The sequence below is a fragment of the Mesorhizobium yinganensis genome, assembly GCF_040081985.1.
In the GTDB taxonomy this organism is placed as follows: Bacteria; Pseudomonadota; Alphaproteobacteria; order Rhizobiales; family Rhizobiaceae; genus Kumtagia; species Kumtagia yinganensis.
On sequence record NZ_JBEBMH010000015.1, the window covers coordinates 88,530 to 100,489 of the forward strand.

At 61.2% G+C, this 11,960-nt stretch carries 17 protein-coding genes and 1 tRNA gene; 12 read left to right on the top strand and 6 right to left on the bottom strand.

The window, feature by feature from the left end; genetic code table 11:
* The first annotated feature begins 117 nt into the window (after positions 1-117).
* Positions 118-771, top strand: a complete 654-nt coding sequence (locus ABMA59_RS23645) for a glutathione S-transferase family protein (RefSeq protein WP_349007851.1) — start codon at positions 118-120, stop codon at positions 769-771.
* Here the strand turns inward: ABMA59_RS23645 and rimO are convergent, their stop codons facing one another.
* From rimO to ABMA59_RS23675, 6 genes are all read right to left on the bottom strand, one after another.
* A complete protein-coding gene (gene rimO / locus ABMA59_RS23650) occupies positions 772-2,091 on the bottom strand; it encodes a 30S ribosomal protein S12 methylthiotransferase RimO (protein WP_349007852.1) in 1,320 nt (439 codons plus the stop codon).
* Positions 2,092-2,241: 150 nt separating this feature from the next.
* Positions 2,242-2,937 (bottom strand): TerC family protein, encoded by a 696-nt coding sequence (locus tag ABMA59_RS23655; RefSeq protein WP_349007853.1) that lies wholly within the window; start codon positions 2,935-2,937, stop codon positions 2,242-2,244.
* Between the two features lie 260 nt (positions 2,938-3,197).
* Positions 3,198-3,662 carry a Ros/MucR family transcriptional regulator gene (locus ABMA59_RS23660; RefSeq protein ID WP_349007854.1) on the bottom strand — a complete coding sequence of 155 codons (465 nt, stop codon included), beginning with the start codon at positions 3,660-3,662 and terminating at the stop codon, positions 3,198-3,200.
* A gap of 993 nt (positions 3,663-4,655) precedes the next feature.
* Positions 4,656-4,745: transfer RNA gene (locus ABMA59_RS23665), tRNA-Ser, on the bottom strand.
* A 97-nt stretch (positions 4,746-4,842) separates the two neighbouring features.
* The gene (locus ABMA59_RS23670) at positions 4,843-6,000 is read right to left on the bottom strand and encodes a tyrosine-type recombinase/integrase (protein ID WP_349007855.1); all 1,158 of its coding nucleotides are present in this window, start codon (positions 5,998-6,000) and stop codon (positions 4,843-4,845) included.
* Complete coding sequence (locus ABMA59_RS23675; RefSeq protein WP_349007856.1) at positions 5,990-6,439, bottom strand: hypothetical protein; 450 nt, start codon at positions 6,437-6,439, stop codon at positions 5,990-5,992. Before ABMA59_RS23675 ends, ABMA59_RS23670 begins: the two co-directional genes overlap by 11 nt.
* A 188-nt stretch (positions 6,440-6,627) precedes the next feature.
* Here ABMA59_RS23675 and ABMA59_RS23680 point away from each other — a divergent pair, with 188 nt between their 5' ends.
* The 11 genes from ABMA59_RS23680 to ABMA59_RS23730 all read left to right on the top strand — a co-directional run bounded on the left by ABMA59_RS23680 (position 6,628) and on the right by ABMA59_RS23730 (position 11,960).
* On the top strand, positions 6,628-6,807 hold the full coding sequence (locus tag ABMA59_RS23680) for a helix-turn-helix domain-containing protein (protein ID WP_349007928.1): 180 nt from the start codon (positions 6,628-6,630) through the stop codon (positions 6,805-6,807).
* A 1-nt stretch (position 6,808) separates the two neighbouring features.
* Complete coding sequence (locus tag ABMA59_RS23685) at positions 6,809-7,018, top strand: hypothetical protein (RefSeq protein ID WP_349007857.1); 210 nt, start codon at positions 6,809-6,811, stop codon at positions 7,016-7,018.
* Positions 6,975-7,205 (top strand): hypothetical protein, encoded by a 231-nt coding sequence (locus ABMA59_RS23690; RefSeq protein ID WP_349007858.1) that lies wholly within the window; start codon positions 6,975-6,977, stop codon positions 7,203-7,205. The genes ABMA59_RS23685 and ABMA59_RS23690 overlap by 44 nt, the downstream gene beginning before the upstream one ends.
* The gene (locus ABMA59_RS23695) at positions 7,202-8,077 is read left to right on the top strand and encodes a hypothetical protein (RefSeq protein WP_349007859.1); all 876 of its coding nucleotides are present in this window, start codon (positions 7,202-7,204) and stop codon (positions 8,075-8,077) included. The genes ABMA59_RS23690 and ABMA59_RS23695 overlap by 4 nt, the downstream gene beginning before the upstream one ends.
* On the top strand, positions 8,074-8,334 hold the full coding sequence (locus ABMA59_RS23700; RefSeq protein ID WP_349007860.1) for a hypothetical protein: 261 nt from the start codon (positions 8,074-8,076) through the stop codon (positions 8,332-8,334). The genes ABMA59_RS23695 and ABMA59_RS23700 overlap by 4 nt, the downstream gene beginning before the upstream one ends.
* A gap of 1 nt (position 8,335) precedes the next feature.
* Entirely contained in the window at positions 8,336-9,505 is a 1,170-nt protein-coding gene (locus ABMA59_RS23705; RefSeq protein ID WP_349007861.1) for an AAA family ATPase, read from the top strand.
* Positions 9,506-9,785: 280 nt separating this feature from the next.
* Positions 9,786-10,016 carry a hypothetical protein gene (locus ABMA59_RS23710; protein WP_349007862.1) on the top strand — a complete coding sequence of 77 codons (231 nt, stop codon included), beginning with the start codon at positions 9,786-9,788 and terminating at the stop codon, positions 10,014-10,016.
* Between the two features lie 36 nt (positions 10,017-10,052).
* Complete coding sequence (locus tag ABMA59_RS23715) at positions 10,053-10,562, top strand: hypothetical protein (RefSeq protein ID WP_349007863.1); 510 nt, start codon at positions 10,053-10,055, stop codon at positions 10,560-10,562.
* A gap of 260 nt (positions 10,563-10,822) precedes the next feature.
* Entirely contained in the window at positions 10,823-11,191 is a 369-nt protein-coding gene (locus ABMA59_RS23720; protein WP_349007864.1) for a hypothetical protein, read from the top strand.
* A complete protein-coding gene (locus ABMA59_RS23725; RefSeq protein ID WP_349007865.1) occupies positions 11,188-11,352 on the top strand; it encodes a hypothetical protein in 165 nt (54 codons plus the stop codon). Before ABMA59_RS23720 ends, ABMA59_RS23725 begins: the two co-directional genes overlap by 4 nt.
* 335 nt (positions 11,353-11,687) lie before the next feature.
* Positions 11,688-11,960 (top strand): P27 family phage terminase small subunit, encoded by a 273-nt coding sequence (locus tag ABMA59_RS23730; protein WP_349007866.1) that lies wholly within the window; start codon positions 11,688-11,690, stop codon positions 11,958-11,960.

Here is an 11,960-nt window from a genome sequence, read left to right on the forward strand (position 1 = left end):
CGGAAGGCCCCACGCGCAACGATCATCCGGCTTCCCCGTTGCCGGCATGTGCTGACGGTCGGCTGTCATGAGCGGTCTGCTAGCCTGAAGCCATCGGTCCAGAACTGGGAGAGTAAGATGCTGAAATTCTACTATGCGCCCTGGTCTCGCGCCTCCGGCGTGCTGTGGCTGCTGGAGGAACTGGGGGTTTCCTACGAAACCCATCACGTCGACATCCGCGCCGAGGGCGGCGTGCCGGAGGAATACCGGAAGATCCAGCCGAACAAGAAGGTGCCGGCGATCGAGCATGACGGCACGGTGATCACCGAGCGTGCCGCCATAACCACCTATCTGGCCGATGCTTTTCCGGAAGCAGGCCTTGCACCGCCAATCGGCGATCCGTTGCGGGCGCCGTATCTCACCACATGCGTCTATTGCGATTCCGTGATCGATCCCTGCGTGGCGGCGCGCGCCCACGGGCTGACCTACCAAAGCAACGACTATTCCTTCGGTCTGTTCGACGACATGGTTGCTTATGTCGAGCGCCGCCTGACCGAGAACGATTTCGCCGCCGGCGACCGCTTCACCGCCGCCGACACGCAGCTTGCCTCCGCCATAGGCTACACGATGAACGTTCTGAAAGTGCTTCCGGCGCGGCCGGCCTTCGGCGCCTATCTCGAGCGGATCGCTGGGCGGCCCACCTACCGGCGCTACCAGGCAAAGGACCAGGAAGCGGCGATGCGCATCCCGCATTTCCAGAAAATGTTTCCGGACGGCCCGCCGCGGCTGTGATCAAACCGCCTGGCCGTAAAGATCGTAGGCGTCCGCCCGGTCGATCTTGACCGTCACGATATCGCCGGCGCGCAGCGGGAGCCGCGACGAGACATGCACCGACCCGTCGATCTCCGGCGCGTCGTATTTGGTGCGGCCCTTGCCGGCGGTGCCGTTGGCCTCGTCGATGATGACCGGCAGGCGCTTGCCGACCTTCTTCTGCAACTGGGTCGCGGAGACTTTCTGCTGGCGCTGCATGAAGCGGTGCCAGCGGCTATCCTTGATCTCCTGCGGCACTTCGGCGAGACCGAGATCGTTGGAGCGGGCTCCGTTGACCGGCTCGTATTTGAAGCATCCGGCGCGGTCGATCTTGGCTTCGTCCAGCCAGTCGAGCAGCATCTCGAAATCCTCCTCCGTCTCGCCGGGGAAGCCGACGATGAAGGTGGAACGGACCGCGAGGTCCGGGCAAACCTCGCGCCAGCCGCGGATGCGCTCGAGCGTCTTCTCGCCATGGGCGGGGCGGCGCATGTTCTTCAGCACCGCCGGCGAGGCATGCTGGAAGGGAATGTCGAGATAGGGAAGGATCTTTCCGTCGGCCATCAGCGGGATGACGTCGGCGACGTGCGGGTAGGGGTAGACATAGTGGAGCCGCACCCACATGCCGAGCTCGCCGAGTTCCTTGGCGAGGTCGTGGAACTTTGCCCGCACCTCGCGGTCCTGGAAGCGGCTGGCCTCGTATTTGATGTCGACGCCGTAGGCGCTGGTGTCCTGCGAGATCACCATGATTTCCTTGACGCCGGCTTTTGCCAGTTTCTCGGCCTCGCGCAGCACGTCCGCGGCGGGACGCGAGACCAGGTCGCCGCGCAGAGCGGGAATGATGCAGAAGGTGCAGCGGTTGTTGCAGCCCTCTGAAATCTTCAGATAGGCATAGTGGCGCGGCGTCAGTTTTATGCCCTGCGGCGGCAGCAGGTCGACCAGCGGGTCGTGCTGCGGCGGAGCGGCCTCGTGGACGGCGGCCATGACGCTTTCATAGGCCTGCGGGCCGGTGATCGCCAGCACGTTCGGATGCTTCTCGCGGATCAGTTCCGGCGTAGCTCCCATGCAGCCCGTGACGATGACCTTGCCGTTTTCTTTCATCGCCGTGCCGATGGCGCTGAGCGATTCATCGCGGGCAGAATCCAGGAAGCCGCAGGTGTTGACGACGACGAGGTCGGCGCCGTCATGCTTGCGCGCGATCTCGTAACCTTCGGCGCGCAGGCGCGTCAGGATGCGCTCGGAATCGACCAGGGCTTTGGGGCAGCCGAGGCTGACGAAACTGACGCGGGGTGCGGTGGCGGACATTGTTCTTAGCCTTCAACGGCGAAAGCCGGAACCAAGGATGGCCCGGCTTGCCTGAATTGTTGCTGTTGCTGTCAAGCGTCGATGCGCTCGATTTTGGCGGCGCAATAACACAGTTCCGCCGGCAGGAAAACCGCGGCGGTGTCGCTGTTGTCAGTGACCGATAGCGCCGGGAGGACCGAACCAGGCGCCGAGCGCGGAAAGCTGATCCGGCCATTGGCCGTAGGCGCCCTTCAGCGTCATTTCGATGGCCACATAGAGAATGACCAGCAGGCCGAGATAGGCGATCCAGCGGAAGCGATGGAGCAGACGCGCGATGAAGGAGGCGGCAAAGCCCATCAGCGCGATGGAGAGCGCCAGCCCGATGATCAGCACGGTCGGATGGTCCATGGCCGCGCCGGCGACGGCCAGCACATTGTCCAGCGACATCGACACGTCGGCAATCACGATCTGCCACGCGGCCTGGGCAAATGTCTTGCGCTTGCCGCTGCCGCCGATCTTGCCGTCCTTGTCGTGGTCCGTGTCGGACAGCGCCTCGGTCGCCGCGTGCTCTTCCTCGTCGGTCGTCCGCAACTCGCGCCACATCTTCCAGCAGACATAGAGCAGCAGGATGCCGCCGCCGATCAGCAGGATCGGCCCGATCTGCAGGAGTTGTTGCGTGACCAGGGCGAAGAAGATGCGCAGCACGGTGGCGGCGCCGATGCCGACGAGGATCGCCTTCTTGCGCTGGTCGGCGGGCAGACCGGCCGCTGCGAGACCGATGACGATGGCATTGTCGCCCGCAAGCACGAGGTCGATGGCGATGACCTGCAACAATGCGGAAAAGCCTGCCGCCGTAAAAATTTCCATCGGATGGAGAACCCTTGTGAAACGCCTGGTCGCGGTGTCCGCCTATCGGCCACGCGCTATGGCGTCAAGACAAGAGAAGCGTCCCGTCATCGAAAACGGCGCACGGCAATTGGCCGCGCGCTATTGCCGACAACCTGTCATCAGCGGCTCTTGCCCCGGGCTTGCTCAGCACGCGAGCCGGTTGCCATCTTACTGGCTTGGACCGGTTTCAGCCTAAGGTTCCAGACTGGGATGCAGTGCCGAAACGGCAGTCCCCAAGTCTATCCCTTGTCTTTCGCCGCACGCTTGCGGCGGGGCGCAGGCTGCACCGGTGGTGCTTCCTCTTCCAGTTCGCCCTTGCGTCCCAGACCCATCGTCTTGGCCAGCGCCGAACGGGTCGCGGCATAGTTGGGCGCGACCATGGGATAGTCGGAGGGCAGGTTCCACTTCGCGCGGTATTGTTCCGGCGACATGCCATATTGTGTGCTGAGGTGGCGTTTCAGAGATTTGAACTTGCGGCCATCCTCAAGCGAAATGATGTACTCTGGTGTGATCGACTTCTTCACCGGCACCGCAGGCACGAGCGGCACAGGTTCCGGCTCCGGCTTGCCGACCAGTTTCCCCAGCGACGCATGGACGCTGGCGACGAGCTCGGCAAGATTGGCCATCGGCACGCTGTTCTTCGATACATAGGCCGAGACGATCGACGCCGTCAGTTCCAGCCTAGAGGTGTGTTCGTCTTCCACGTTCGCTCTCTCCAAAGTAACCTGAATGTGTTTGTCTTAAAATGCAGGCGAATCAAGACTAAACTTTAATCGCGCGTTAGCACGCTTCGGTGTTCGAATCGATAAGCGCCGCCAATGAACGAGGATCGGCCTCCGGAGTTCCCAAAAGATCGATGAAAAAGAAGAATACCAATCTCATACATTCTCCTCTTTTTGATCGAACCAAATGGCAGGTGCACCTCGGCGGTTCCAGTACGTCTTGTTTCCGGAGCTTTCTGGTCTGGTTGCGCTTGGAATTATTTCGATTCCGCCAAACGCTGGATCGCCGCTTTTGGATCACTGAAATGTGGAAAATTAGCAGTGACTAAATGTCGCGTCGAAACCCGCGAAAACGTTGCCGTATTGCCCGGCCTGATGACCCGGATGCGCCTTCCCAGAGCAACCGGGGCGAATGCCGACGACGAAGATTCCACTGCTGAACGTCGGCTTCGACGGCTATTGGCAGCTTTGCGGTGAAATATAAGAATTCAGGCAATACTTGTATATGAGAACGATATCTACCTCTGATTGTATTGATGTTGCTGAATGGGTCGGTGTTATTTGCCGCCATCCCCGAAGGCGGTCCTGGTGGCGGCCTGCAAGGCGATTACCGGCAACGGCCGCCTCGGTGCTCGAGGCTGCGGGTATACCGGGTTGGGTGAATCCGGAGGTTGGCGTAGGCGGCGACTGGCACGGCTTTTGCTTCGTATAAGCTAGTCACTTCCTCCCGTGGCACCCGATGTACCAGATCGGGAAATTAAAGACCGCCGGACCAAGGGCGGGTTGGGTTTTGGTCCGGCGGTTACTTTTCCCAGAAGTGTTTCGCCTGTAGCCCCTGGACCGCTATAGACTTCGCGCCTTACCTCTTGGGGGCTGGCGAGCGCGAACGCTTCATGGCTGGCGCTCTCTTCGCTGAGTATTTCAGGTTTTATCATTGGGTGAAAAAGAGAAAAAGCCCAATGAAATCACCAATATTGGCGGAGGGAGTGGGATTCGAACCCACGGTGAACTCGCGCCCACGCCGGTTTTCAAGACCGGTGCCTTAAACCGCTCGGCCATCCCTCCATCGTGATTTTTCAATCACTTAGGAAACTTGCTGAACCGCCCTGCCCTGATGTTGGCACCGAATTGGCACCGAGGGCGTTCCCGACCGGTTCGCGCTTCATTCCTGTAGTGCGGCAGTCAGGGCCGCGTCAACTACGGCGGCTGCACCTTCCTGCTGTCCAGGCAGGAGATGCGCATAAATGTTCAGTGTCACCGACGGGTTCGCGTGCCCTGCCCTCGCCGATACGACATGCACCGGCACGCCGCTGCGCAGCAGATGGGTTATGTGGGTGTGCCGCAGTCCGTGGAACGTGACGTGCGCGACGCCGGCCGCAGCAGCTTCTCGGGCGAACTCTTTTGAGAACGGTCGCGGGCTACGCATCTGCCCGTCCCATGTCGGAAAGGCCAGATCGTGATCGCTCTTACCGAGACCGAGCTTCAGGCGTGTTTCCGCTTCCTCTTTGCGATGCCGACGTAGTTCCACAACGAGACGCACGGGCAATGCGATCGTGCGGCGGCTACGGTCTGTCTTCGGCTCCTTCAGCGATATGCCGGCCTTGGTCTGTTCCACGACTTGCGCAACCTGAAGCGAGGCCCGGTCAAGGTCTATGTCTTTCCAGCGGAGCGCCAAGACCTCGCCCCGGCGCATGCCCGTCGACGCGGCCAACATGACCGGCATGTAGAGCGACCGCCCTTTCAGGTACTTCAAAAGACCTACCAACTCGGCGTCGTCCAAAACTTGGATTTCCTCGCGCCGAACCTTCGGTGTGGTCTGAACCGCCTGCATGGGCGATTGCCGTACCTTCCGGGCCTTCACGGCCGACGACAGGATTTGAGATAGCAGCCGGTGGATGTGTTGGACGGTTTGCGGCGCCAGTCCGCCTTTGCCGTCGCGGCGTCCATTTATTCGCAAGTGAGCATAGAACTCGTCGATACGCGCACCGTCGAGTTTCTGGAGGGCAACCCTGCCAATCTGCGGGACTATATGTTGGTCGACGATCTCGCCATACCTTTCGAGCGTCTTGGCCGCCGCTTTCGACGGCGCAATCGCCTTCAGCCAATGCCGAGCATACTCTTCAACCGATGTCGCCGTCTTCTCGACGAATGTCCCTTCATCGATCTGATTTAGCCGCTTGTTCAACTCGGCTTCAGCCTCCTTTTTCGTGCCGCGCACGGTCACGTATTGAGTGAGACGCTTGCCCGTGGCGGGATCGGTGCCAAGGTCGAATTTCAGGCGCCATGAGCCCTTGCCGCGCCGAGTGATATTACCGCGCATCGTCATCTCCTATGAAGCCGGATCGAATCTCTTTTCCATCCTTGTCGACCCACTTCGCTTTGCCGGCGTAGACCAATTCAGACGCGACGCCGGACTTCAGTTGATCAATCAGGAAAACGACATCGTCACCTTTGACGCCGGGCAGGCGGACAAAATCGCGCACCAGGCTTCTCATCACCGCGAGTGTCGCCAGCATCAGATAGTCGGGATGGCCGCGCCAATTTCGATCGGCTGTATCATCATCAGCGTGGGCGGCGGCCGAAGACCCGGCCTTGTGGAATTCTTCTGCTAAGAGGATTGCCCAGATGTGAATTTCTTGGCTGCTGAAGAGGTCATCATCGACAAACGAGCGCTCTAAACGGCGCACAATCTCGGAGTTCATGGAATGCCCGAGTCTCTTCGCGGCCGCTTCAAGTGAAGCGCGAAGCGGCTCCTTCATCCGTAGCTTGACGTCAACTGTTGCGGAGTCGGGTCGTCCACTCATGTTTGTATGCCCGTTGATGTTGTTTCATCCCGCTCTGTGTAACACGCGGTGCATAGCCCCGCAAGTGGGGTTGACCCCACATGTGGGGCTATAATATTACTGCTTCACATAGCCCCACATCCGGGGTCATACAGGAGCAGAAAATGGCAGATACAAATCGATTGACTGTCACGGTTGAGGAAGCTGCCGAACTTCTCGGCATTGGCCGCAACGCTGGGTACGAAGGCGTCCGCCGGGGCGAAATCCCTTCAATAAGAATTGGAAAACGGCTTTTGGTTCCGCGCGCGGCGCTGGATCGGATGCTTAACGGCGAGGCCGCATAACATGGCGGTCGAGATCACCATTGACCGCGCCGCCGACAACCCCGGCGTTTATCTAGTCGCGGTGGCCCACGACATTTCCGCCACCTTCATCCCCAAGCACCGGGATTATTGGTCGGCGCTTTCAGAGGGGCTTCGGCTCCAGCGCGAGTTCCGACCGGCGATCCTGCATGACCGAGTTGTTCAGGGAGGCGCCCATCATGCTTCTCCCTAATGGAAAACCCGCTGCGGTTCAGGCAGCGGGCTTCCAGAATATCGACAGGCTTTGCGGCAAGTTCGATGTTCTGGAGGATAGCCTCCCACCCCTCGTTTTTCAAGCTTTCCGTGTCCAGCGGCATCAGCCCGGCATCAGCCTGTCGGCGGCGCTGGCCGTGGCCGAACTCCATTGGAGGTCGGCATGAGCGAGCATTTTCAACCGGGTTTGAAAAAAGGTCGCGGCATGTCGAGCACCTCGCTCGACCTGATCGCCGCCATGCGCGCCATCGCCGAGGCGGTCCAGCCGATCACGGGACGCGGCATCGGCTACAAGCTCTTCACCTCCGGCATGATCCCGTCGATGTCGACCAACGAGATGCAGAAGGTCTATCGCCTTCTGCGGATCGCCCGCGAACAGGGCAACATTCCGTGGGAATGGATTGTTGACGAGACCCGCGAACTGGAGCGGGTTTCGACATGGGATGACCCGGCGCAGTACGCTCGAGCGGTAGCCCGGTCGTATCGCCGGGATTTCTGGAATCAGCAGCCCTACCGCGTCGAAGTCTGGTCCGAAAAAGGAACGGTGCGCGGCGTCCTGAAGCCGGTGCTAAATCACTATGCGGTTGGATTCCGCGTCATGCACGGCTTCGCCTCCGCGACCACGGTCAACGACATTGCCAAGGATGACGATGGCCGTGACTTGGTCGTGCTCTACTGCGGCGACTTCGATCCGAGCGGCCTCTACATGTCGGAGAAAGACCTGCCCCGCAGGCTCGACGAATATGGCGGCAGCCACGTCAAGTTGCAGCGCATCGCTTTGAGGCCAGAACAGACGGAAGGTCTCCCGTCCTTCCCTGCCTCCGACAAGCGCTCGGACAAGCGCCACGGCTGGTTCGTCGAGAACCACGGGACGCGGTGCTGGGAACTCGACGCCATGGACCCGCGCGACCTGCGCGAGTGCATCGAGCGGGAAATCGACTACCTCATCGAGCCGGAAGCATGGGCACGCTGCGAGACCGTCAACGCGGCAGAACTGGAATCCCTGCAGACCATCCTGTCGGGCTGGAGGGCGCAATGAACGCCATCCCAGTCACCACGCCTGTCCAGGTCGCCATTGCCGTCCGGCATGTGCGGCTGGCAAGGAATGCGCTCCACGCCGCCGTCCTGCACCTCGACGATGCGGGCTACGACTGCGCCACGCTCAACAGCCTGTATTCCGGCGCCAGCGGTCTCATTGCCACATGGGCTGGCCGGCCGCCGCCGCCCGACAACATCCCCGAGAACATCGCGCGATCGGCTGCCGAATGGCGTCGCGCGCATCGCAGGACTTACTGACATGGGCGCCGAGGACAGCAACGCCATTGCCGCGCGCATGATTGCCGACGCCGATCGGGACGAAGAGATTTATCGAAACATCGACTATGACAGGCCGGAAGCTTCGTCCGGCTTCAGATTTGTCCATGCGGCGTCCCTGGCCGGCAAGCCGGTTCCTCCACGCGAATGGGTCGTGGAGGGCCTGGTACCGCGATACAACGTCACGCTGCTCGGCGGCGACGGCGGAACGGGCAAGTCGCTCCTCGCCCTTCAATTGGCCTTCGCCGCCAACACCGATGGCTATTGGGCCGGGCGTGAAGTCCGTCCCTCCCGCGTGATCTACTGGAGCGCGGAAGACGACCTGGACGAGCTCCACCGCAGGCTGGCCAACATTTCGGAGGCGACCAGCGTTTCGCTCGCGGATGTCAGGAATCTACATCTCCTGCCGCGCGCTGGCGAGAATTCCGTACTTGCCAATCTCAACCCGAAGAACGGCGCCATCGTCCCCACGGACCTCTACGAGAAGCTGGTGCGGTCGGTCATACCCACGATGGCCGATATCATCATCCTGGACTCGCTCGCCGACGTGTACGGCGCCGACGAGAACATTCGAACACAGGTCCGGCAGTTCGTCGGTTTGCTGCGGCGCCTGTGCACCGAACAGGAAGTAACCGTCGTCGTTCTGGCGCATCCGAGCCTGTCCGGCATCTCCACCGGCACAGGCCTGTCAGGCTCCACCGCATGGAGCAATTCAGTTCGCTCCCGGCTGTTTCTCGAGCGGGTGAAGGCTGATGACGGTGACGAACCTGACCCCGACCTGCGCGTGCTGCGTGTCGTCAAGAGCAACTATGCCCAGCTCGGTGACGAAATCCGGCTGCGCTGGCAGGCAGGTACATTCGTCCCGGCAACGAGGCAGGACAGCATGTCCGCCATGGCGGTCCAATCGAAGGCCGAACGCATATTTCTTGATCTGGTGGACACCTATGCCGCGCAGGGGCGCTACGTCAGCGCGTCGCCATCTGCCAACTATGCACCGACGGTTTTTGAGAAAGACCCCAAGGCTGAAGGCATCCGCAAACGCGGCTTCGTAGACGCCATGAACAGGCTTTTCGAAGCCGGCAAGATCACAATCGAAGAGACCGGGCCAGCTTCTCGCCGGCTGAAACGGGTCGCCGTCGTGAGGGACAAATGAGCCTTCAGACGCCCTTCAGACGCCCTTCAAACGGGGGTTCGAACGCCTTTATGACGCCCTTCAAACGGGCTTCAGACGCCTTCAGACGCCCTACACACACATCCCCCCATACCCCTATAGCGCGTTGCGCCCTCTCTGAGGGCCGGGCGCACGCGAAATTACAGGGATGCCAACGGAACTTTTTGCCGAAACCTGCGGCGTCTAGATTTGCGCCACCGGCCGGTATCACCCTTGGCCGTGGGACAATTTCTGATCCTCGCCCCCCGGCATCAGGTGCCGCATGAGCGATGCCGAGAACCCCAGTACTGTTCGCTGGCGCCGATGGCGAGATCGTCAAGACCGGGGCGAAAGCATCGTGCCGTTGCCAGTCGACCACCAGTTCGTCGAGATGATGCTGGCCGCCGGCAAGATCGATGACCGGGGCAGCCGCAGTAAGCGGAAACTCGCCGAGGCGATAAAGCGCGCCGCGATGGAAGGCTGCGCCAACGCGTTGGGCACAAATCGCAAATAGGTGGGTACGGTTCTTCCAACGAAACGGAGAACCGAGATGCTGGCCCGGACGCCAAAATCCATTGAACCGCAGAGCTACGCTGATCTGCTGAAAATCCCGCCGAGGCCGGCGGCCCTGACTGAGGCCGAGCAGACGCTGGACAAGGCCACGACCGAACTCAAGTCGGCGCAGGCGATCCAGGCAGCCGCGCTGGATCAATTTCGCCATATGCAACCCGGCACCATCCCCAGCATCACCGCTCGCGAGGTTGACGAGGCAGGTGTGAAGTTGCGGGAGGCATATGAGGCGCAGCAGCTTGCGCAGATCAGGCGCGATGGTGCGAAAGCCGACTATGAAGCGTCGCTTCATTTGCAGGTCGATCAAGGCTGCGCCGGGCTTCGTGACGAAATTCTCGACATAGCCGACCGCCTGGAGGAAGTCCTGAGCCGAGGTGTGGCACTCCATGCCGCCGCAGCCGCAGCGCGTGTCAGCCTGCGCAACCGCCTGCCGCTCAACTGCCGCGACATGGGCGGCATCGTCTCACAAATCCGTCGCAACTGCCGCTGAGGTAACCAATCATGAGAAGCAGGAACGCAATCAGAGCCGAGCACTACGAGTTCAACAAAACATATCCGAACGGGACCTATGTCTGGCTCTACGGCACCTTGCGACAGGTGTGCGTCGAGACGACCCGAGGCGTTCGGCGAACGATTCTTCGCAAGGTCAGTCCGCAACCGCAAGAGAGCGGGGCGAAGTCGCACTATCCGCCTGAGCGCGCTGTCAATTACTTCACGCGCGAAATGACACCGGGACGCTGAGGCACGACGATGGCCGATCGCGTAGCAATGGAACAAGAGGCACGCCAGCGCGTGCTCGCCTACGACATACGGGCCAGGCTCGATCGCGGCGAGCGCGTGACGCTCGACGAGTTCGCGGCCATGGCCAGAGTCGAAGATCATGATCTTGGGCGCAAACTGTTTGAAGACATCAGAGAGCTTTCTGACAGGCGAGCGCTGATGAGTGTCGCCGGCGCCATCACTGGCTACATCAGCGCCTATCGAATTTCACAGTACGAGAGGCGCATCGAATTAGAGGACCGCATAGCCACGCTTGAAGCCAGGCTCGCCGAGCGCGACGCTCAGCCGCGCATCATTGCTGGCCGCCCGCGCCTCATAGCAGGAGGCAAGGGCAGATGACCGGCCTCGACAGGCTCAGCACCACGGATGGCAAGTATGCGTTGCTTACGGCTGCGCTTGGCCTGGAAGCTGCGCTGGGCCGTCGACTGGTCAACGATGAGATTGACGCCTTGATCGTCATGATGGCGAAGGCTCTCGAACCCAAGCCGGCGGTTCACTGAGATGACGACGTACGCTCGGCGATCGTCAGAGATCAGCCACTCACCACCGTGCTCGCCTGGCGGGTGGCTGGTCGACCCTACCGGGGGGCTAGGTCCGAAATCTAGCATCGACCTACCCATAGACCGGTCCGGCCAAACGTTTTCAGTTCCGATGCCCCGGTTCAACCCGCGCGCGAGGAGTGAGTGAAATGGGTGCCCGAGGCCCTCAATCTGCCGCATCACTGACCGTCGTCGCCAGCAATTCGGCGGAAAAGCCTCGTCCATCCGCGTCGAAGGCGACGCCATCCGCTCCGAAGCATCTGGCACCTGCAACGCGGGAATGGTTCGAAAGCATCGTGGCCGAGTTCTCGCTGGAGTCCTGGCATCTGCGAGTGCTCATCGCCGCTGCCGAAGCATGGGACCGGAAGGAAGAGGCCCGAAAGGCCGTTGCCAAATTCGGTTTGACGTTCGTCGACGAGAAGGGCGGCGTGAAGGTTCGTCCGGAGGTTTCCATCGAAAGGGATGCGCGCATCGCCTTCATGCGGGCCATTCGTGAACTGGACCTGGACGGCGAAGGCCCTGGCGGTGAGCCGACGCGTCCGCCTGCCATCGGCAGCAACAGGAGATAA